At 55.1% G+C, this 21,217-nt stretch carries 22 protein-coding genes; 11 read left to right on the forward strand and 11 right to left on the reverse strand.

The window, feature by feature from the left end; all coding sequences use genetic code 11:
* Positions 1–5 precede the first annotated feature (5 nt).
* Entirely contained in the window at positions 6–1,046 is a 1,041-nt protein-coding gene (fni, locus tag FRD01_RS03085) for a type 2 isopentenyl-diphosphate Delta-isomerase (protein ID WP_146957542.1), read from the forward strand.
* Here the strand turns inward: fni and gcvH are convergent.
* Genes gcvH through FRD01_RS03100 form a run of 3 tightly spaced genes read right to left on the reverse strand, consistent with a single transcriptional unit; the run spans position 1,043 to position 3,466 of the window.
* Positions 1,043–1,423: a glycine cleavage system protein GcvH gene (gene gcvH / locus FRD01_RS03090; protein ID WP_146957544.1), complete on the reverse strand. Its 381-nt coding sequence runs from the start codon at positions 1,421–1,423 to the stop codon at positions 1,043–1,045. The two genes, fni and gcvH, sit on opposite strands and share 4 nt — an antisense overlap.
* A gap of 7 nt (positions 1,424–1,430) precedes the next feature.
* A complete protein-coding gene (gcvT, locus tag FRD01_RS03095; protein ID WP_146957546.1) occupies positions 1,431–2,522 on the reverse strand; it encodes a glycine cleavage system aminomethyltransferase GcvT in 1,092 nt (363 codons plus the stop codon).
* Positions 2,519–3,466: a bifunctional 5,10-methylenetetrahydrofolate dehydrogenase/5,10-methenyltetrahydrofolate cyclohydrolase gene (locus FRD01_RS03100; RefSeq protein WP_146957548.1), complete on the reverse strand. Its 948-nt coding sequence runs from the start codon at positions 3,464–3,466 to the stop codon at positions 2,519–2,521. The genes gcvT and FRD01_RS03100 overlap by 4 nt, the downstream gene beginning before the upstream one ends.
* A gap of 88 nt (positions 3,467–3,554) precedes the next feature.
* Between FRD01_RS03100 and FRD01_RS03105 the strand changes: the two genes are divergently transcribed.
* The 8 genes from FRD01_RS03105 (at position 3,555) to FRD01_RS03140 (ending at position 10,872) form a co-directional block, all read left to right on the forward strand.
* Entirely contained in the window at positions 3,555–4,166 is a 612-nt protein-coding gene (locus FRD01_RS03105) for a hypothetical protein (protein ID WP_146957549.1), read from the forward strand.
* A complete protein-coding gene (locus FRD01_RS03110) occupies positions 4,138–4,950 on the forward strand; it encodes a DUF72 domain-containing protein (RefSeq protein WP_146957551.1) in 813 nt (270 codons plus the stop codon). The genes FRD01_RS03105 and FRD01_RS03110 overlap by 29 nt, the downstream gene beginning before the upstream one ends.
* Before the next feature lie 68 nt (positions 4,951–5,018).
* Positions 5,019–5,933 carry an MBL fold metallo-hydrolase gene (locus tag FRD01_RS03115; RefSeq protein WP_146957553.1) on the forward strand — a complete coding sequence of 305 codons (915 nt, stop codon included), beginning with the start codon at positions 5,019–5,021 and terminating at the stop codon, positions 5,931–5,933.
* A gap of 2 nt (positions 5,934–5,935) precedes the next feature.
* Complete coding sequence (trmB, locus tag FRD01_RS03120) at positions 5,936–6,553, forward strand: tRNA (guanosine(46)-N7)-methyltransferase TrmB (RefSeq protein ID WP_146957555.1); 618 nt, start codon at positions 5,936–5,938, stop codon at positions 6,551–6,553.
* 27 nt (positions 6,554–6,580) lie between these two features.
* A complete protein-coding gene (locus FRD01_RS03125) occupies positions 6,581–7,237 on the forward strand; it encodes a class I SAM-dependent methyltransferase (protein WP_249755956.1) in 657 nt (218 codons plus the stop codon).
* A complete protein-coding gene (locus tag FRD01_RS03130; protein ID WP_249755957.1) occupies positions 7,234–8,424 on the forward strand; it encodes a glycosyltransferase family 4 protein in 1,191 nt (396 codons plus the stop codon). The genes FRD01_RS03125 and FRD01_RS03130 overlap by 4 nt, the downstream gene beginning before the upstream one ends.
* Positions 8,421–9,914: an oligosaccharide flippase family protein gene (locus tag FRD01_RS03135; RefSeq protein WP_146957561.1), complete on the forward strand. Its 1,494-nt coding sequence runs from the start codon at positions 8,421–8,423 to the stop codon at positions 9,912–9,914. Before FRD01_RS03130 ends, FRD01_RS03135 begins: the two co-directional genes overlap by 4 nt.
* 16 nt (positions 9,915–9,930) lie before the next feature.
* On the forward strand, positions 9,931–10,872 hold the full coding sequence (locus FRD01_RS03140) for a hypothetical protein (RefSeq protein ID WP_146957563.1): 942 nt from the start codon (positions 9,931–9,933) through the stop codon (positions 10,870–10,872).
* Here FRD01_RS03140 and FRD01_RS03145 read toward each other — a convergent pair.
* Both FRD01_RS03145 and FRD01_RS03150 read right to left on the reverse strand, forming a co-directional pair.
* The gene (locus FRD01_RS03145) at positions 10,869–11,486 is read right to left on the reverse strand and encodes an inorganic pyrophosphatase (protein WP_146957565.1); all 618 of its coding nucleotides are present in this window, start codon (positions 11,484–11,486) and stop codon (positions 10,869–10,871) included. The two genes, FRD01_RS03140 and FRD01_RS03145, sit on opposite strands and share 4 nt — an antisense overlap.
* A 48-nt stretch (positions 11,487–11,534) precedes the next feature.
* A complete protein-coding gene (locus tag FRD01_RS03150) occupies positions 11,535–12,584 on the reverse strand; it encodes an energy transducer TonB (RefSeq protein ID WP_249755958.1) in 1,050 nt (349 codons plus the stop codon).
* Between the two features lie 110 nt (positions 12,585–12,694).
* Between FRD01_RS03150 and FRD01_RS03155 the strand changes: the two genes are divergently transcribed.
* Both FRD01_RS03155 and FRD01_RS03160 read left to right on the forward strand, forming a co-directional pair.
* Positions 12,695–13,024, forward strand: coding sequence for a hypothetical protein (locus tag FRD01_RS03155; RefSeq protein WP_146957569.1), 330 nt, complete (start codon positions 12,695–12,697; stop codon positions 13,022–13,024).
* Between the two features lie 389 nt (positions 13,025–13,413).
* A complete protein-coding gene (locus tag FRD01_RS03160) occupies positions 13,414–14,907 on the forward strand; it encodes a Dickkopf N-terminal cysteine-rich domain-containing protein (RefSeq protein WP_146957571.1) in 1,494 nt (497 codons plus the stop codon).
* On the opposite strand, the gene FRD01_RS03165 is transcribed toward FRD01_RS03160, so the two are convergent.
* The 6 genes from FRD01_RS03165 to murB all read right to left on the reverse strand — a co-directional run bounded on the left by FRD01_RS03165 (position 14,889) and on the right by murB (position 21,099).
* Positions 14,889–15,647 (reverse strand): RNA methyltransferase, encoded by a 759-nt coding sequence (locus FRD01_RS03165; protein WP_146957573.1) that lies wholly within the window; start codon positions 15,645–15,647, stop codon positions 14,889–14,891. The two genes, FRD01_RS03160 and FRD01_RS03165, sit on opposite strands and share 19 nt — an antisense overlap.
* Complete coding sequence (gene ftsZ / locus FRD01_RS03170; RefSeq protein WP_146957575.1) at positions 15,644–16,885, reverse strand: cell division protein FtsZ; 1,242 nt, start codon at positions 16,883–16,885, stop codon at positions 15,644–15,646. The genes FRD01_RS03165 and ftsZ overlap by 4 nt, the downstream gene beginning before the upstream one ends.
* 144 nt (positions 16,886–17,029) lie before the next feature.
* A complete protein-coding gene (ftsA, locus tag FRD01_RS03175; protein WP_146957577.1) occupies positions 17,030–18,256 on the reverse strand; it encodes a cell division protein FtsA in 1,227 nt (408 codons plus the stop codon).
* A gap of 36 nt (positions 18,257–18,292) precedes the next feature.
* On the reverse strand, positions 18,293–19,159 hold the full coding sequence (locus tag FRD01_RS03180) for a cell division protein FtsQ/DivIB (RefSeq protein ID WP_249755959.1): 867 nt from the start codon (positions 19,157–19,159) through the stop codon (positions 18,293–18,295).
* Positions 19,160–19,195: 36 nt separating this feature from the next.
* Positions 19,196–20,143, reverse strand: coding sequence for a D-alanine--D-alanine ligase (locus FRD01_RS03185; RefSeq protein ID WP_146957581.1), 948 nt, complete (start codon positions 20,141–20,143; stop codon positions 19,196–19,198).
* Positions 20,137–21,099 (reverse strand): UDP-N-acetylmuramate dehydrogenase, encoded by a 963-nt coding sequence (gene murB, locus FRD01_RS03190; RefSeq protein WP_146957583.1) that lies wholly within the window; start codon positions 21,097–21,099, stop codon positions 20,137–20,139. The genes FRD01_RS03185 and murB overlap by 7 nt, the downstream gene beginning before the upstream one ends.
* Positions 21,100–21,217 lie beyond the last annotated feature (118 nt).

Here is a 21,217-nt window from a genome sequence, read left to right on the forward strand (position 1 = left end):
CTGAGATGAGCAATATTTCCAGCCGAAAACTAGACCATATCGAACTTTGCGCCAAAGAAGACGTTGAGTACCAATTCAAGACAACACTGCTTGAAGAGGTTGAGTTGTTGCATGACTCGTTGCCCGAGCTTGCCGTGTCTGAAGTGGATTTGAGCGTGGACTTCATTGGCAAGAAACTGGCTGCTCCCCTTCTGATTACGGGCATGACCGGTGGTGCCGATGAGGCAACCCGAATCAACCGTGAGTTGGCTCAGGTGGCACAGGAATTGGGGATCGCGTTTGGGGTCGGAAGTCAGCGTGCTATCTTGAAAGACCGGAGCCTAGCGGCGACTTATCAGGTCCGAGATGTGGCTCCAGACATCGCGCTTTTGGGAAATATCGGTGGTGTGCAGGCCGCTGCAATGACCACTAGTGAAGCCGAAGATCTAGTCGGCATCATAGCGGCCGATGCGCTCTGCATACATTTGAACCCGGGACAGGAGCTCACTCAACCGGAAGGTGATCGTGACTTTCGCGGCGTTTTGGACGCAATTGCACGGCTGAACGAAGAGCTCAGTGTTCCCATTATCGTCAAGGAAACTGGGTCTGGTCTCTCGAAGCGAGCGCTAGAAAAGCTGAAGGGCACGGGTGTGAACTGGGTGGATACCTCCGGCGCCGGAGGCACCACGTGGATTGGCGTGGAGGTCTTGAGAACACCGCCTGAACAGCGAAACGTCGGCCAGATGTTCTGGGACTGGGGAGTACCAACGGCCGCCTCCATCATCTGGGCAAGAGAGTTGGGGTTCAACACCATCGCTTCAGGAGGAGTCCGAAACGGCCTCGACGCCGCAAAGGCCATAGCGCTGGGCGCGGGCGTTGCAGGCATGGCTCTACCCTGGCTAAAGGCTGCCTACGATGGAGGAGCTCCAGCCGCCCTCTCCTTCGGCCAAGACACACTGCTGGCATTGAGGACAGCGTGTGTGCTGACAGGGAGCCCCAATATTTCGGCGTTGCAGCAGGCACCAAAGATTCTCGGGCCTAAGTTGAGCCATTGGGCCCGCGCTTAGGAACAGAACTCCATATAGGCCTCGGCATCCATAAGGCCGTCGAGCTCTGAAGTGTTGTCGAGTTTGATCTTCACAAACCAACCGTCTTCATAGGGGCTTTCATTGATAGTTTCGGGTGCGTCGTCGAGGCTCACGTTGACTTCAACGACCTCGCCCGTAACCGGGGTGTAGATGTCTGAAACAGCCTTGACGCTCTCCACCACGCCGATCTCGGCGCCCGCGGCAAAGTGAGCACCTACCTTGGGTGTCTCCGCATAGACGACATCACCAAGTGCATCTTGCGCAAAATGCGTGATACCCACGGTCACAACGCCGTCGGCCTCGATGCGGACCCATTCGTGTTCTTTGGTATATTTCAGGTTTTCGGGTGGTCTCATACGACTCTCACTTGCTTCGTTTGTAAAATGGTTTTCGTGTTACGAGGGCGCGCGAACGACGCCCCCGAATATCAATATAAAGTTCCGAAAGATCGGCGCACGCTACGTCTACATATCCCAGACCGATGCTTTGTTCCAAGGTCGGAGAGAACGTCCCTGACGTAATCTCGCCCATCGGGTCGCCACCTTCGGCGTGTTCATACACCAGATAACCGGGGCGGATAACGCCTCGTTCTTGGAGCACAAAGCCACGAAGCCTGCGACGTGGCCCCTCTTCCTGAAGTCGGAGCAGCGCGGGCTTCCCGATAAAAGCGGTGTCACGCTCGAGTTTTGTGACCCAGGCGAGTCCAGCTTCGATTGGGTTCGTGGACTCGGAGATATCTTGTCCGTAAAGAAGCATGCGGGCTTCCAGTCTCAACGTGTCGCGGCATCCGAGTCCGCACGGACTTGCGCCTTTTTCAATCAGCGCGTCCCAAATCTGGCCGGCATGGTCGCGAGGAATGTAGATTTCGAAACCGTCTTCCCCGGTGTATCCGGTGCGAGAAATCATCACCGACACCGAACCAATCTTGGCGTTTCGAATGTGGAAAAAACCCAACTCACCGAGCTCAAAGTCCACTAGTCCGGCAAGAAGGCTCTCGCTCTTCGGCCCTTGAAGGGCAAGCTGTGCGAACTCGTCTGAGCGGTCAATGACTTCAACATCCGAGGACTGCATTTGCTTCATATGCGCAAAATCAGCTTCTCTTCGCGACGCGTTTACGCAGACCATAACTTCGTCATCGGCGAGTCGGTAGACGACCAAATCGTCAATGATTCCTCCGGATTCATTGCACATTGCGGTGTACATTGCCTGCGAGTTCTGGAGTTTTTTGGGGTCATTGGTCATGAGCCTATCTACGGCGTCGATTGCGCCGGGCCCTTTAAAGAAGACCTCGCCCATATGACTCACGTCAAAGAGCCCCACCCCGTTTCGGACCGCGTGATGCTCTTCTTTAATTCCAGCGAATTGCACGGGCATCGAGTACCCGGCAAACTCGACCATTCGGCCACCCGCAGCCACCATTCGGTCGTGCAGAGGTACTTTCTTGAGTTCGCTCATTCAAAATCTCCAGCCTCGATTAAGGCACCGTATTCAATCTTGAGTTTGTGGGCCTTCAACGTAGCCCTAAGTGTGTTCTCGAGGAGTGTTGCCACAGTCATCGGGCCCACGCCACCCGGAACGGGAGTAATCGCCTGAACGCGTTCGAGGGCAGCATCAAACTCGACATCGCCCACCAGACGCCCGTCGACCCGAGAAATCCCTACATCGAAGACGACAGCGCCGGGTCGAATCCAATCGCCCTTAACGAGTTCGGGAACGCCCGTCGCAACAATCAAAATCTCCGCCTGCCCCACGTGTTCGGCGAGGTCACGGGTATGACGATGGCAGACGGTCACGGTTGCATCGTCCCTAACCAGCATCTGCGCCATAGGCCGCCCGACGACCATACTTCGGCCTACGACCACAGCGCGCGCGCCTCGAACCTCAATGCCTCGAGCCTTCATAAGCGTCATCACGCCGCGCGGTGTGCACGGCTCAAGCACGCTGGCCCAAGACATCAGGCGACCGAGATTCTTGTAGTGGAATCCGTCCACATCCTTGAACGAGGAAATCTGCTCTACGGCAATGATATCATTGAGATGGTCGGGCAGCGGGAGCTGCAGGAGGATTCCATTGACGCTTGGATCCGCAGAGAGGTCGCGCAGTACCTGATGTAAGGTGTCCTGAGAGATATCGTGAGGAAGGATTCGACGCTCACTCTCTATCCCAACCACCTCGCACCCACGCACCTTGTGCCTGACATAGATCTGGGAGGCGGGATCGTCGCCGACCAATACCACTACAAGCTTCGGAATCACCCCGCGCTCCTCGCGCAGGATATCAACTCCGAGCTTGACCTCGTCGCGCAGAGCCGCTGCAACAGCGCGGCCATCGAGAATTCGAGGGTCGCTACCAGAATTTGCAGCGAGCTTTAGAGGTTCCAAATTTGCGAGAAATGTCATTCGACCCTCGGCCCAAGCGAGTAACGCGCGTACTATATGGACCATGACCCAAAGAGTCCACCGCCTAAGTCGGGAACACGTGAATTGAATGCAGACTCAGTCTGAAATGTTGGGAATTGGCCTGATTGCAGCGGTGATAGTCGTCCTGGTGGTCAGCAGAGTGCGTGGGAGGGACCCGTGGCGGGCCTTGGTGATCTTCAGTCTAAGCCTTGCCCTTGGCGCCTTTGGGGCGCGTGCGTGGGCTGTGGCGTTCTCAGGTGCCCAATGGACCGGCTGGGGTGGATTTTCGTCGTCCGGGGCGATTCTTCTAGGTGGAGTGCCCGCCCTCTGGTTGATCCTGACTAAGAGCGATGACGGGCCTGCGATTTCGTCGGGGGCCTTTGGGCTTCTAGTGTTCTTGAGGTTTGGGTGCCATTTGGAAGGTTGTGATCCCGGCATTTTGCGGGGCGAAGCACGATTGCCATTCGCTCTATTGGACGCCTCGAACGCACTATTGGCCGCCATCATTTCGTTCATCAACCCGCTTTGGGGGGCTGCGAGCTATATGGGAGGGCGATTTCTAGCCGAGTTCGCTCGAGACCCCACAACGACTGCGCATCTTGGCGCGTTGAACCGACCTCAATGGGTTATGGTGGGTGGACTTCTGACTCTATTCTTGTTGAAGTATCTCTATGGCGTTGTTTCCCGAAAAACCGATTGAGTACGAGCCCGTGAACCCAAGGATCTACCTTGGGACCGCGGGTTGGTCCTATGATGATTGGGACGGGGTCTTCTATCCGGAAGGACTACCACCTGGCCAACGCTTGCAGCACTATGCGAAGCGCTTTCGTAGCGTGGAGATCGACTCGACTTTCTACGGAACCCCTGCGCGAAAGACAGTGCAACACTGGTACGAAAAGTCCCCGGACGGATTTGTCTTTTCTGCAAAATTCCCTCGCTCCATCACTCACGATGCCCGCCTGGTCAATTGTGCTGACGAAACCTATCGATTCATCGAAAATATGACCGAGCTTGGAGAGAAGCTCGGCCCGCTTCTGCTGCAGTTTCCGCCGAGTTTTAGTGCTTCGGCATTTGGTGACCTCGAGCGCTATCTACACGGGCTTCCAGACGGGTTGATGTACGTCATCGAGGTTCGACATCCGAGCTGGTTGACCGATGAGTTTGCAGACCTCCTCAAAACTTGGGGGGTTGGGCTTTGCCTGGCTTGTGATGGTCCACTTTCGAGATTCTGGCGAGTCACGTCTCGGGTGGTCTATATCCGGTTTCTTGGTGACCACGATGCGTTCGACACATTTGAATCCGTCCGCCGAGATCGCTCGGAAGACCTCGACTGGTGGGTTCCCAGAATTCACCATATCACCGACCATGGCGGGGTCGTCTTTGCCTACGTCAACAATCACTATGCAGGTTACTCTCCCGACGTGGTCGGTCTTCTGGAAGAAAAGCTCAGGAGTCGCCTCGCTAATCCGGAAAATGGCGAATGATCCTTGCAAATTGCCCCGAACTGACGTCATCCTCTTGGGGAAAATGACTCGTTGAACTTGGGAATAACATGACCGAATTCAGTGTAAAGATATGGGGATGCCGTGGAAGCTTCCCTGTTTCTGGCATCACCAATACAAAATATGGCGGGGCGACGAGCTGCGTTGAAGTCAAAGTTGGTAAGAGAAGTGTGATTTTGGACGCTGGAACGGGAATCACCGCTGCCGGCCATGCCTTAAACCTCGTCAAAAACCCGCGCGTTTACCTTTTCGTCACGCATGCTCACTTCGACCACACGCTCGGCCTTCCTTATTTCAACCCGATGTATCGCCCCGACGCGACGGTCTATATCTGGGGGCCTCGAAACAGTCGTTTTCCGTCGTTTGAGGCCACAGTGGACGCCCTGGTTGGGCCTCCATTCCACCCGGTTCCTCTCTTTGAAATGCTTTCTAAAAAGGTCTTTGCCGACATAGGGGAAGCCGATGTCGTGTATTTCTTGAAGGACAGCCCTACTCCGGTCATGCTCCGGCCCTACCATCCCGATGATTTCGACAAAATTCCCGACGAATCTGAAGTCGATTTTCGAGTTGAAGTCATGCGTGGATACAACCATCCAAAGTCGGGCGTGAACCATTATAAGGTCGTTGCAGGCGATAAATCCTTCGTCTACGCCACCGATACCGAAGGCTACGTCAGCGGTGATCGTCGCCTGCTCAAGTTTGCGCAAGACGCCGATCTCTTGATTCACGACGCGATGTACACCGAAGAGCGCTACGTCTCGATGCCGGTCCCGACCCAGGGCTACGGACACTCGACGGTAGAAATCGCGGCTGAATTGGCGCGCAAAGCCAACGTGAAGACCCTGGGTCTTTTTCACCATGACCCGACCTCCGAGGACTCATACCTTGACGAGGTTGGCGAGTTTGCCCGTGGCCTATTCGAAAATTCTGTGGTAGCTCGCGACGGCCTAGAATTTAAGCTCTGAACATGGCCAATCTGGATTTTCGATTCGACGACTACACTGAGAAATTCTCAAGCAAGATGCTTGCAGAATTGAGGTCTTATGCGTTGGAACACCCCTTCGAGGGGCCCGTCTCCATCGAAATAGGAGCGAATCGTGGAAAGTTCCTTACCGAACTCGCCGAGCGCCACCCTGAGAAAACCTATCTCGGCATTGAGATTCGCCGAAGTTTTGCGGGAATCTCCCATCGCCGCCTCAAAAGGCACGGCTGCTCAAACGCTGATTGCATTCACGCAGATGCCAACTTGGCCATTCCAATCCTTTTCGACGACGGGCAGATCGACGAGTTTTTCCTCCTCTATCCTGACCCCTGGTGGAAATCGCGTCATCATAAGCGGCGAATCATTCAGGAGTCTTTCCTGGATTTGATGGAAAGAAAGATGCCCAAAGGTGGCAAGGTCTGGATTCGGACGGATGTGGGCCCGCTCGCTGATGAAATGCGAGACACACTTATCTTGCACGACGCATTTGAACCCATCGACGTTTCGGACTACCCACAGGAGCCCTTGCCCTGGACGAATCGGGAACAACATTGCTTCGAGGCCGGCATCCCGGCCCATCTGGTCTATTTTGAACGGGTCTAAGCATTCGTTGACTCCGTGGAGATGCCCGTGAACGCCCCAAATCCATCTTATATCCAAGTGCGCCAAGACATGATGGACCTGGTCAGCCGACCTTGGACACGACTTCTGGACGTGGGCTGCGCTCAGGGGGCCACTGCAAGCGCACTCAGAGACGCTCAGGGTCAAGGCACGGTCTGCGGCATTGAACTTGATGAATCCCTTGCAACGCTCGCGAAAGAACGCCTTGATGAAGTCTTGGTTATGGATGCTGTCGAGGCCCTTGAGACCTTGGTTTCTCGGGGTGAAAAATTCGACCTCGTCCTTTGTGGCGATGTGCTGGAGCATCTGACCGACCCGTGGAAGGCACTTTCACTCATCCGTGAGTTGTGCACACCCGAAGCAGAGGTCGTCATCAGCCTGCCGAATGTTGCCCACTACTCCACAATGATTGCCCTTCTGCGGCAGCGTTGGCCCTACGAAGATCGCGGCGTTCATGACCGCACGCACCTTCGGTGGTTTGCCCCAAAGAACCTCAACGAGCTCTACGAGGGAGCCGGTTTTAAGGAAGAAAAGCGCAAACTCACGAGGCGAATCATCGAGCGCCCTCACCCGCTGAATAAGAAGTTTGAGCCTATCGTCTCGGTGATACCGATCCTTCGCTCATTGACCATTTTCCAATGCCAGAGTCGACTGAGGCCAAGATGATTACGGTCATCGGGCCGAACATGGGCACCAATGCGCTTGGACGAGCACTCGTCTTGGCAGAGTTGGCCAAACGCCTAGGGCACGAGGTTCAGATCATCGGTTCATTGCGAAAAAACCAATCAGTCTGGGGCCCGGCACGAGATAGTCCGATTCCAATCAGAACCTTCCCTCTCTATCGGCAACACCACTACTTAAGCGCCGCCAAGAGAGTGCACGAGCTGTGCGCCTCTAGCGATGCGGTGATTATTAGCAAATCCACGCCCACGAGTCTTGGGCTCGCGTTGATGGCCGGCGTAGATCCTCGCCGCTCAATCCTCGACATCGACGATTGGGAAATGGGGTTTCGACTCGCGCGTTACAAAGGCGGTTTTGGCTCAAGAGCACTCACGGTCTTGGAAAGAGGCGTGTCCACTCTTCTACCCTGGACGATCGAGACCGACGTCGGAGTTTGGCTCTCCGAAGAGATGGCGCCTCTCTACCCCTGGCGAACTGTGTCAAACGAATGGCTGGCATCGAGATTTGGCGGACACGTGGTCAGGCACGCCCGTGACGAGACCGTCTTGGACCCGCTTCAAGTTGATTCGAGCGAGATACGGCGCGAGATTTCCGCTACCAACGATAGGGTTTGGGTTGGATTCATCGGAACGCCTAGAACGCATAAGGGCGTCAACGTGCTCATCGATGCGCTAGCTCGACTAAAGGGCAAGGACGCACCCGGCCTGATGCTTTTTGGATTTGATGAGACGTTGTCGGAGAGCGTGCATCTCGCTGATTTGGCACTGCAACGCCTCGGTGCCGACCGTCTGCGCGTGAAGGGCTTCTTCCCACTCACCGAATTGCCAGCACATGTTTCGGCGCCGGATATCATTTGTGTTCCGAGCGTCAGTTCGGCCGCAACCCAGGGGCAGATACCTGCAAAGTTGTTCGATGCCATGGCGATGGGAAAACCCGTTGTTGTGAGCGACGTCAATGATATGTCCAAAATCGTTGGCGAGGCCGGATTGGTAGTACCTCCCGAGGATTCGGCGGCATTGAGTGCCGCACTGAATCGCCTTGCCCAGTCCCCAGAGCTTCGTCAGAAGCTCGGCACACTTGCACGGCAAAGATTCCTCGAGAACGATAGTTTCGCTGCCTGCGCGAAAGAGCTTTCGGCTGTGCTCACTCCTCTACTAGAATCAAATGCATGAGTGAAAGCTTCCAAGGAACGGTCATACGAGGGGCATTAGCGCACCTCTTAACGTCCACTCCGGCAAAGCTCCTAGGGTTCGCGCTCACAATCTTGGCCGCACAGACGCTCTCTCCGGGGCTCTACGGCGAGTTCAATCTGGCCGTAACGATCTATGGAATCTCAGACCTCCTGACGAACCCAAGCGTTTTCACGTATTTCGTTCGCACACCGGAAGCCCCTGAGAAGTCGCTCAACAGCGCCTTTACTTTCTCGCTCGTACGCGGCGTGATTCTCATGGGCATCTTCTGGCTTCTTGCGACCCCGCTAGCTGCAGCGTTTGACGGTGGACCGGGCGTGGTGGTGCTGCTCCAGCTGCTCTCCACAACCTTCTTCATCGCTTCGGTACGTAACCCATGGGTCGTAAGCGTCTATCACGGTCTTGAGTACCGAAAGATGGCGCTCATCGAGTCCGTGGGGGCACTCGTCGGCAACATCGCCGGAATCGTTCTCCTTCTCATCTACGAAAACCCAGCCGCACTCGCTACCGGCGTGATCGTCAACCAAATTGTGGGCTGCATTCTGACCTGGGTCTACGCGGACCGCGCCCCGAAGTTCGCCTTTGACGTCAAGGAGCTCGTTACCGTTTGGAATTTTTCCAGATTCCTGCTCATCAACAACATTATCATCTTCCTTCTCTTGCAGCTGGACGACGTCTTCATCGCCAAGTTGGCCGGATTGGAGCTTCTCGGCATCTACGCTTTAGCCTTCAAGGTCGCGAACGACTCCGTTCTCTTTTTGATAGCAACCCTCAGGCAAGTACTCCTTCCGGCGTTCGTGCGACTCGTTTCTGACCGCGAAAAGCTCGCGCGGGCCACGTTGCGTGCCGTGGGGACGCTCTCGGCGCTAAGTTGGATCCTCGCCTCCGCAACTTTCGCAATCGCCCACGAACTCATGCTCATCATTTCGCCTGATCCCGAGTGGCGGGGCTCAGAACTGGTCTTAATGGCGCTCATGCCCTTTGTATTGGTGCGTGCCGTGAACGGCGTCTATGGGTCGGTGCTTGTTGCAGTGGGTGAACCCCAGGTCCTGAGTCGGGTAGCTGGATTTCAGCTCGCCTGCATGATCCCCCTGATGTGGCTTGGGTATGAAGTCGGACTCGGCATACGAGGCAGCGAAATGGATGGAGTTCTGGGCGTCACTCTCGCCATTGCGATTCTGAACTTGTTGACGAATAACGTCTTGATGGTTCATTGCCATCGGGAACACGATATTCCTGGCTGGAAAGGATTTGGCCTAATGTGGCTCTTAGCCCCCGTTTGTGTCCCCGCCGCGGGCCTCGCCACTTGGCTCAAAGACCCTACTTGGAACCCTTGGTTCGGAGCCACAGTCGGAGCCTTAATCGTTCTCTTGATAGCACTCCCGGCGTGGGAACTACTAGTGCGCGGTCTCAAACTGGGCGAGCTCGTGGATAGCCCTTCTAAATTGATTCAACGTGCGATATCCCGCTAGGTGAGTGGAGGAATTTATGCGCGTTCTCTTTATCGCAGACCAATTTGCAGACGTGTCTCGAACCCCAGAGGATAAGTATCCTGGAGGAGCAGAGCTCACAGACGAAGCGGCACTCGAGGTCTGTCCTTGGCCTATCGACTGTGTGACGTGTGAAGACGTGGACCTGACTACACTTGGCGACTATGACCTCCACATCTTGGGAAACACTCAAAGCGCGACTCCTGCCCTATTCGAAGCACTGAGTGCGGTAGGCCGTCACATCCTATTCGAACACGATGTACGTATTTGTAATTGGAGGGGGAATTTTCCAGTGTTGGTTGAGCCAAGCCATAGAATCTTTCAGCGATGTATTTGCCCGCATCGCCATCTTCGAAAACTCTATGACACCTCTCTGGGCGCGATATTTCTTACCCACCGACAATTGGCTGTGTTTGAGCAAAACCCGTTCTTTCGCTCGAGAGCCAATCGAGTCATCGGGTGCTCGCTTTTCTCCAACGACCTCTTCGAGCGTCTCGAAAAACCTGCTCAAGAGCGAAGCGGGACACTCTTCTTCGACTCAAGGTCCAAAATCAAAGGGGGCAAAAATGCAAGGGAATTCGCCGTTTCCCGAGGGTGGAGTCCCAAGGCAATCCGAGACCTTCGCCCACCAGAAGTCTTGGACCTCTTTGAGCGTTCTGAACGTTTCGTCTACACGCCGTTGGGACTCGAGCCAGCCGGCCGAATGGTCGTAGAAGCACGTCTGCTCGGCTGCGAAGTGGTCGTCAATGACCACGTTGGCGTCAGCGGGGAGTCTTGGTGGAACCTTCCCCAGGAACTCGCGGTTGAGTTCCTGAAGGATGCCCCAAATCGTTTTTGGAGGTTGGTTGAGGAGCTTGCAGAAGGCGTTGAAGGCCCAAGGCCGCCTACGATTGCCTCTGAGCAAAGGAAACGCACCGTGACCCTTCGAAGCCCCGCTTAGGCTCCGTAGGTCTCGTCGTAATCTTCCATGGAAGCAAGCACGAGCGCGTGTGCGTGTTCACGGCCAAAAATGGACGTGATCTTCACCTTACCGATACCTCGCTCGGAAGGAATCTGTTTGTAGGTGAGGAAGTAGTGTTGCAACCGCTCCGTCAAGATATCTGGGAGCTCTGAGATATCGTTGACGTGCCCCCACATGTGGTCATTCTGAAGGATAGCCACGATCTTATCGTCGGCCTCACCACCGTCCACCATTTGAAGGCCACCAATCACACGGGCGTTGAGCAAAATCTCAGCTCGGTCGATTGGACGCTCGCTGATCACGCAGATATCCAAAGGATCGCCGTCGCCCTGGGTAGCATCTTGAGACATGGCGTTAACCCGCTCTCCGCAGAAAGTCCGCGGGATGAAGCCGTAGAGCGCCGGAGGCTGTGATGACGAGCGCTGAGGGCGATCGACCCTTAGATAACCGGTCGTCTTGTCGACCTCGTACTTCACCGAATCGAAGGGAGTAATCTCGATATAAGCGTGCACAATCTCAGGTGCTTTTGGACCGACATCGACTCCATGCCATGGATGTGGACGCCAACGATAAAACGGTTCTGGGAACTTCATGGGTACTCCGTCAAAGACGCCGCTACCCTAGCGATTGCCGACGCTCCGTCAACCATCCTTATCGAGCAAAAACACCTCAGCCCCAAAAATGCCGCATTGCTTCTGGTTTCTCCAAAAGTTCCAGTGCACGTAGACCTTGCCGTTGGGTGAGACCACGTCGGCAGGTGGCGCACGGTGGGGGCCGGCTGCAAACGAGATAGTGATAGCCGCCGCGTCATACGCAGAGTTTCCTGAGGTCTCAACAATATTTACTTTTTCGACCTCCCCTGAATTCGCATCGATCACGTATTCGAGCTTGGTATGGAGGTCGGGGTCCTGAAGTGGCGAAGACATCGGCTCGCGCGTGTCCAAATACATCAGATAGCCATCTGCCCACTGCCGATGAATCTGCGCATGGATGCGGGCCAGATAAGTGGCCGCTGGATTCGCATGGGCGTTGACCGCCGTATGGTTTCCGATCTTGATCTCTGGGATGAAATTTTCGAAGGATGCCTTGATTGCCACCTGCGAGGCTTCAAAATTCGACAAGAGTTTCGGCCCTCGTTTGGCGCTTCGCTCCTTTTTTTCCGCTGCGCCATCTCGACCTACGATGCGCTCCATCCTGGCCAGATCCGGCTGAAAGAGGGACCTTCGAATCTCGACTTCTGGAATAGCTTTTTGTGCTTCCTGCGCCTCCTGTTCAACCTCGGCTGTCTCCGACGCATCACCTCCCTCGCCGCTTTCTGGAATCGACTCTTCCTTGACGGGCAGATCGCTATTTGTCGGGACATCCAACGAAGTCTCTAGAGCGCGTGTCTCCTCTTCGACTCGGTTCGCAGATTCCGACATATATCGAGATTCCTCCTCCGGCACTTCACTATTTGTTTCTTGAACGACTGTTTGTTTGGTTAAGAGCACCGCAGGTTCTTCGGGAACGACAACCTTCTCAGGCTCGGGCTCGGGTTCTGGAAGCGCCTCCGGCTCAGGTTCGGGCTCCTCATCAGCCTTCTTAGGCGGCAAGACCTTCATCGAGACTTCGAACTTCTGATCCTCGACCGGCGGGTCGTCGAAGAATCCCACAAACGCAAGAAACGCAAAAATCCCGACATGCAGCGCCATAGAGAGAAGCGTCGCAATCGTTATTCGGGATCTGGGAGTCTTGGGCGTTGTCATTTATCGGTCGGGGCGCTACATAGTCTGAGCGATTGCGCAAAACTTTAGAAGCTAACATGACACGTCATTTCTTCCCACTGCTACTCATAATTCTCTCCGTATGGAGCACCGGATGTGCTCCACAAATCGGAGACGAATGCGAAACGAACGTAGAGTGCCCATCTGGTGCGATTTGCGACAACACCGTCTACGAAGGTTATTGCACGCTTCCAGACTGTGAACGCGATTCATGCCCGGATGATTCGGTGTGCGTCCGTTTTGACGCCGAACAGACGTTTTGCATGAAGTATTGCGAAGCGAGCTCGGATTGCCGCGACGGTTACGCATGCCGCTCGGACATCGGCGAGAAATCATTCTGCTACGTTCCTGAGAGCAGCCCGAATTAGCATCCCTTTCTTGGCTGTGGCAAACTAACGCCATGCGCTCATTTATTCTCACTTTCAGTCTGTTTTTCATCGCACTTCTCGGTGCCTGCCAACCTGAGATCACGTGCCGTGAGGCGGGGTGCGCCTTTGGCCTTGTGTGCGATGAGGCAAGCGGTGAGTGTGCCACGCGAGTTCAAGACTGTAGAGTCGACGATATCTGCCGAAACTCGGAGGTTTGTGACGAATCGAGCGGAGTGTGCCGATCACAAACTCTGGTCTGTTCGGACGGCAACCCCTGCCCTACCAACCTCATCTGCAATGCACGTTCGGGATTTTGCGAACCCGCGTTTCGATGCTCCATTTCTGGTTGCCCTGCAGCCGAGGTATGCGACTCATCTACGGAAAGGTGCTTGCCCAAACCCTGTGCTGCCGACGTCGAATGCCCGTCCGGTTTCGTCTGTGACGAAACCTGTCGCCTCGGGTGTCGGCCCGGCACGGATGCGTGCGGAATCGGTGAGTCTTGCCTAGTTGAGACGGGAAAAACGTATGGAAGTTGCGAGCCACGATGTACCGTGGACCAAGACTGCCCTTTCGGACAATTCTGTGACTTAGCCGCAGAAAACGTCGCATGTGTGCCTGAAGGCCCCTGCCAGGGTGACGACGAATGCAGAAGCGACGAAATCTGCAGGGCAAACCGCTGCGTGCAACCACCTTGTTCGTCCGATGAAGAGTGTCTCGAGACTCAGGTGTGTGAAATCTCCACGGGAACTTGTCTCCCAGACCAGTGCGAGGACGATGTCTATTCGTCAGCCGACCCTCCCAACCATGCCCGAGAGAACGCTGCGCGCCTACCACCTGCCGCCGAGTGTATCGCCTCACCAACGCCCCGATGTACATATCAAAACCTAACGATGTGTTCAGGACGCTCCGATTGGTTTGTCTTGCGGGTCGGCTCATCGGAGGGACTTAGAATCCGCGTCGACCAAGTCGATGACTCAACGGATATCGATATGTACATCTGGGACGAGAACGGCCGACTCATGGCGCAAAACACACTACTCACGCTTTCTTCAACGGTTCGAATCGATTCCCCAAGAGCTCAAGACATCTATGTGGAGATTCGGCCTACCGACTTTCAGCCTAGCCGCTATTCACTCACCATTCTTCGAGAATTCTGCCAGAACGACCTCTTCGAAGAGAACGACACACTCAGCACGGCCACAACGCTCAATACGCAACCAGGCGTGAACGCCGAGGTTCGCGGCACGAGCTGTGGACTCGATGAAGATTGGTTTCGATTCTTAGATCTGCCCGAAGGCGCACGGCTCAGAATTGAGCGCAGTGATTCTGAAACCTCATTGCTGATGAACCTCTATGGCCCTGACGGTCCACTCAATGCGATTTTGCGCGAACAAACCGTAGACTATTTGAGAATTCCAGCCCCTGGCACGTACTACCTACAGGTCTTAAGTGGGTTGGGGCTCTCGAGCGATTACCGCTTCAACTACTCGGTCGAAGCCGAATGGAGCTGCCCTGGAGCCGGAGAGTTCTCCACGTTTGAGACCGCAAGGCTTGAGGCACCAGGAACACATTTCGAAGGATTCTGCCCGCAGGGACAAGGCTGGGAGGTCGATTGGTGGGCATTGCAAACCTCCTCAGGAAACCTTCAAGTCGCTGTCTCACCTGGCGAAGATGCGCCTGAACTTCAGGTCGTGCTTCTTCAAAGCCAAGACGGCGCAACGCCGACTCCAGTAAGAAGTGCAGCTTTTACCGGCAATAGTTGGGAGCTTACGGCGCCCACCACCCCTGGCGTGGACTATTTACTCCGGGTCTCCTCGTCATCGGCGTTAGGAGGACTCAAGACCCCTCCTTCCTATGAGGTACGTTACGAGTCCGGACCTTGATCGAGCCCCTTTCTTTTCAGATAAGCGGGAATTTCCTTCCAAATCCCGAACCAAATGGCAAGCTCCCGCTCGTCTAAGCCGGCACGCGAAAACACATTTCGCACACTTCGCATCACCTGAGGCGCGTTCTCGGACTTGAAGAATTCCACCGAATTCAGGGCTTGTTCGGCAAACCCAAGCATCCGCTCGAGCTGGCCCCTCTCTACCCTTTCAATCGATTCGATCGTTCTGAGCGTAGGTTCCGTGTCGCCCACTTCAGCCGCACGGAAACACTCCCAGATACAGAGTAAAACTGCCTGAGCCAGATTGAGTGAAGAGTAGCTTGGATTCGTTGGAATGGTCATGAGCACGTCACAACGGTCGAGTGCCTCGTTTGGTAGCCCGCTGTCTTCGCGCCCAAAGACCAGTGCCACCTTCTCTTGCGCCCCCACGAAAGTGCCTGCAACGTCCCAGGGCTTCGCCAAACTCATATGTGCGCGTCGGGGCCGAGCGCTCGTTCCAAACACGATCTTGGTATCGCTTACGGCTTCCTCAAGAGACGTGCACACCTTCATTTTGGAAATGGCGTGTTGTGTTCTGGGCGCCGAAATCAGAATGCGTTCCGGGTCGGCGCTGGCTGGATTCACCAGCCGCAGCTCGCCCACCTCAAAGTTCTCTACAACCCTCAGGACACTACCGATGTTGATATCGTCTTGCGGCTCGTAAAGCACCACCACCAGGTTTTCTAATCGGCGGCTCACTCGTTTCGACGTCGACTTCTAAGGAAGGTCGGCATCTCGATCTGCTCTTCTTCGCTTTGCGTCAGTCCCGAACCTCCACGTATGAACGTGGCGCGGCGACCTGCACCTGTTTCCGATTCGGCAGCCACACGAGGTGGGCGTGGAGCCTCCTCCTCTTCAACCTCCTCCACTGCTGGCATACCAGATACGGTGTTTCTGAGGTTTTCTGTAGCCTGTGGCGTGCGCACAGCAATCGGCTTAGCCCGGTCGCGATTGACCTCGACGCTCGTCTCTTTCGTGATTGAGGGGAAGCCGGTTGCGATCACGGTAATCTTGATCTCGTCTCGCATCTCTTCGTCGATCACGTTTCCGAAGATAATTTGAGCATCTTCGTCCGACGCTTCTTCAATGAACGACGCAGCTTCATTGATCTCTTTGAGAGTCATATCGTAGCCGCCGGTAATATTGATCAGAATACCGGTGGCGCCATCGATCGATACATCTTCGAGAAGTGGCGAGGACACAGCCATCTCAGCAGCTACAAGGGCGCGAGATGCCCCGGTAGCACGTCCGGTTCCCATGAGCGCGAGCCCCTTTCCAGCCATAATCGTTCGAACGTCGGCAAAGTCGACATTGACCAAACCGCGAATGGTAATAAGGTCGGAAATCCCTTGCACAGCCTGCAAAAGGACCTCGTCGGCTCGCTTAAATGCTTCGAGAATGGTGGTGTCTTCCCCGGCAATCGCAAGCAATCGCTGATTCGGAATCGTGATGAGGGTATCGACTGCAGAAGACAAATTCTGAATGCCTTCATCAGCCTGACGGCGACGACGCCGGCCTTCAAATTGAAACGGCTTAGTGACCACACCAACCGTCAACGCTCCCATTTCACGTGCGATGCTCGCGATGATTGGGGCTGCACCTGTTCCGGTTCCGCCACCCATTCCCGCCGTCACAAAAACCATATCCGCGCCTTCGAGCGCCTTTGCGATCAGGTTCTTATCCTCGAGAGCAGCGTTGCGGCCAACTTCTGGAGTCGCTCCCGCACCGAGTCCTTTGGTCAGACTTGTACCGAGCTGGATCTTCACACTTGCAAGGTTGGTATCCAAAGCCTGCAAATCGGTATTTGCGGCGATGAATTCCACATCGTTGATCCCCTCGGCAATCATGGTGTTCACTGCGTTTCCGCCGCCTCCACCAACGCCAATGACCTTGATTTTTGCGGAATCTTTAAACTCGGTATCATCAAATTGAAGCATATGTGTTCACCTAAAAAGTGCGGCGCTCTCCATCCATTGCCACTCACGAGAACCCCTTGGCTCGCGGGCTTGGGGAGCGTTATCTTGAACGGTCGCGACCATATCACCGCGCCCTCACACCTTCAAGGAGCGGGCGACCAAGGACTAGAAAATCTCGGCAAACCACCTTTTCATACGCGACATCACCTTGTCCAACCCGCGCTCTTCGTCGCGACGCATGAAAGGCTGGTCCTGATTGCGCATTCCGTAAAGTACAAGTCCAACTCCGGTAGCGAATTTGGGATTCCGAACCACATCCACGAGTCCGCCCACACCTTTGGGAAGACCGCGGCGGACCGGAAGCCCAAGGACCTCCTCAGCGAGCTCAGGCATATGCTCAAGAATCGTCGTGCCACCTGTGATGACGACACCGCTTGCAATCAGCTCCTCGTAGCCCGAATTGCGAATCTCACGCGCGACGAAGGCGAAAATCTCTTCACATCGTGGCTCGATGATTTCCGAGAGGATATGACGGCTTAGAACACGCGGAGGACGACCACCTACCGAAGGAACCTCAATGGTTTCGGTCTCGTCCACCCGGCTCGTCATGGCGCACCCGTAGCGCTGCTTAATTCGTTCTGCTTCAGCCATAGGGGTCCGAAGTCCCACAGCAATATCGTTGGTGATATGATTGCCGCCTACGGCGAGGACCGCAGTATGAACGAGCGCACCACCGCAGAAAATCGCGATGTCCGTCGTTCCTCCACCGATATCCACGACAGCGACTCCGAGTTCCTTTTCGTCCTCACTCAGCACCGCGTTGGCACTCGCGAGCTGCTCAAGCACGATATCCGCCACATCCAGACCACAGGCATTGGCGCATTTGACGATGTTCTGAGCACTGGTGACCGACCCAGTCACGATGTGCACCTTGGCCTCAAGTCGAACACCACTCATACCAACCGGGTCTTTGATGCCGTCCTGGTCGTCGATGATGTAGTCCTGAGGCACCACGTGAATCACTTCGCGGTCCATGGGGATCGCCACGGCTCGGGCAGCGTCCACGACTCGTGCGAGGTCGCTCGGACGCACTTCCTTTTCCTTGACTGCCACGATGCCATGGGAGTTGAAGCCCTTGATATGCCCGCCCGCGATTCCCGCGAACACTGAGTTCACCTCGCAGCCAGCCATAAGCTCGGCTTCTTCAACAGCCTTTTTGATGGAGTTGATGGTGGCGTCGATGTTGATGACCACACCCTTTCGCAGGCCAGTCGACGGATGTGAGCCGATACCGATGATATCCACACCTTCGTCCGTCACCTCGCCGATGATGCACGCGATTTTGGTCGTCCCAATATCCAATCCAACAAGTATTTCTTCTTTACGTGCCATAACTCCTTCCGTGGTCTGTCCGCCGTAGCGAAATGTTCATTGACGATTTGGCTGGCTCGCATCCTTGCTCGCCCAACCGGTCCGTCCAACAATCACTCTTCCTAGTTCACTTTCGTGGTCCAATAATATGTATTCAGCTGTTTCGCCTTCGTCTTGTAGGCGAGAAAGCACAACTCTCAATCGTTTCATTCGCTCGGGCATCTTTCCTGTCCCAAGTCTAATCTCACATCCTCCGTCCATGGCCACCAGGGACACGCCGAGGATTGGGTCTACATGCACTTCACTCAACGCCACAAACTCTTCGAGCCCCTCGGCTCGAAAGGCCTGTAGCGCCACTTTTGCTTCCTGAAAAAGCTCTCGACCGCTCTCTTTTTCAAGATCGGACGAAGTAAGCCCCGTCAAAATCGGCAATGCCAGGAGCTCATCAACATTGTCTTGAGGATCGATGGTCTTGAAGACTTTGCCGTTATCGCCCACCAACTGATATCCCGAATCCACGAGAACCATCTCCGGCGACCACTCGTCGATTCGCACCCGTAGAGTATCCGGCAGCTCTCGTTCGACGAGCGCATCCTTTACCCACGGCATCGCTTCCACGCTTTCTTCGACCTTGAGAATCTCAACATCAAAAATGTTCATGTTCGCGGATACACCGCTCGCTTCCAAAACATCCTCTTCGCTCAGGCGTTCAACGCCCGAGACCTCAATGGTTTTGAGCAAGAAGGTGGGCCCGGAAATGACGTGGAAATATCCCACGTATATCGCATAGGGAATGGCAAGCCCCACCGCGGCGAGCGCAACGCGTGGACCCCAAACACGCAGACCGTGGGTGCCCACTTCCCGAATCGCTTTGACTCGGTCTTCAGGCTTTACCCTCCTGCGATTTTGGCGTTTACGTGCCATCTTCCCTGATCTCCAATTCGCCATCCTTGGCGAGTTTCAGCAATGTGCTGAAGCGAGCAAAAACTCTGTAAAATCCTTAAATGTAAGCCCAAGCCGTGCAGCCATCTTTGGTATCAGGCTTGTCGCTGTCATCCCCGGAATCGTATTCAACTCAAGTACGATGAGCGTGTCCGGCTCGCCCATCATATCCACCCGCGCGACTCCCTGACAACCCACTTTTCGATAGGCCGTACGCCCGATTGCTTCAAGTTGAGCACTCAGCTCAGAATCTTCAACCGGAACATATTGGGTCGTATTCGTGGCGTACTTCGCCTCGTAATCGTAAAAACCTTTCTCTGGTCGAATCTCGATGGCTCCGAGGAATTGGTCGTCAAAAAATCCCACTGAATACTCAGGACCTTTTACGAACGCCTCGATGAGGACACCCGCAGTTGGCGCATCGCTAAGCATCCCCGAGACCGCCGAGATTGCCTCCAAGTACGCAGCCTCATCGCGGCATACCCAAACTCCTACCGAACTTCCGGCGTCGTTGAGTTTTACCACACAGGGAACGGGTACTTCTTCCAAATACGAAGACGCGTCTGACGCTCTAAAATCTCTTGAAGGCACATAGATTCCGTCAGCGACAGGAACCCGAGCGTCACGCAAGAGCGCTTTGGTGCGCGCCTTATCCATGGCCAGCGCCGAAGCCATCACGCCACTTCCCGTAAACGGCACCCCGATAACGCTGAGCAATCCTTGAACCGCACCATTCTCGCCATTGCCACCGTGCAGCCCCAAGATCACGGCAGCAGGCTTATCATTTAGAAGCTTCGAAAGGTCATTCGGAAGGTCGTAGCCGGTCGCGTCGTACCCGAGCTCTTCAAGCGCGTCCAAGAAGGCCTTCCCAGTCTTCAGACTTACATCGCGCTCGCTCGAATCTCCGCCGTAAACCACGCCAACTGGCTCTCCCCTAAATCGTTCGCGGTTGATGTGGCCTAGCATTTCGAAACCTCTTTTTCGAGCTCTTCGAGGCGAGCCCAACCGTCAAAACCTGCGAAACGCACTTCGGGCCGAAGCTCGATACCAAACTCTTCGCGAACTCTAACGCGAGCGAGCGCCATCAATCGCAGAAAATCCTCCGACGTGGCCCCTGACTCGTTGATGAAGAAATTTGCGTGGAGCTCCGAAATCCTTGCTCCACCAATCTTCGTACCCTTGAGGCCAAGTGAGTCGATAAGCCGGCCCGCCGCATCCCCTGGAGGATTAGCAAATGTGCTTCCCGCACTGGCGAGCCCGTAAGGCTGGGTTTCGTTCCTACGATCTTTGTCGGCCTTGACGTTCGCGCTCGCTGCCGCCACATCTCCCCTTGTCAAACGAATGGCCCCAGAACACACGACTCTCCCAGCAGGAATCTCAGCGTGCCGATACCGCATGTCTAGATTTTCGGGGGTCAATGTCGCCATCCTTGGCTCCTCAAGACTCAAAACTCTAACTTCTTCTAAAATCTCCGAAAGTTCTTTCTCACGCGTTCCGGCATTCATGACGATTGCGCCGCCAAACGTGCCCGGAATCAAGGTTAGGAATTCCATCCCAACCCACCCTTCCTTGAGCAGTCCACGCACGAGATGCGCGTTAACCACTCCTGCACCCACGTGGGCAACACCGTCGTCCACGTGCCATCGGGCGAACTCTCCCGTGAGCCTCAGAACCAACCCATCGAATCCCTCGTCGGGGAAAAGCGTGTTGCTGCCGAGGCCGTTAATCAACCAATCGAGCTCAAAATCTCGTGCCATCCTTAGCACGTTGCTGAGCTCATCCTCGGTCTCTACGCTAATCCACGCCAGGGCGGGACCACCGATTCGAAGACTCGAGTGTTTGGAGAGTGGCTCATTGAACTTCACTCGTCCCCCGAACAGCCGTAGTAGTTCTTTTTGCTGCTCGTCGAGTACGTCGTTCATGCCGTTTATTTGTCAGTAAAGCACTTTCGTTGTGCTTAGAGAGAATAGCGAAACTGCGCACAATCGCAACCTTCGGCGACAGCAAGTCATGCCCACCCCAATCCTGATCATTTACAAA

Origin of the sequence: Microvenator marinus, from assembly GCF_007993755.1 — a bacterium.
GTDB classification, from domain to species: Bacteria; Myxococcota_A; Bradymonadia; order Bradymonadales; family Bradymonadaceae; genus Allomicrovenator; species Allomicrovenator marinus.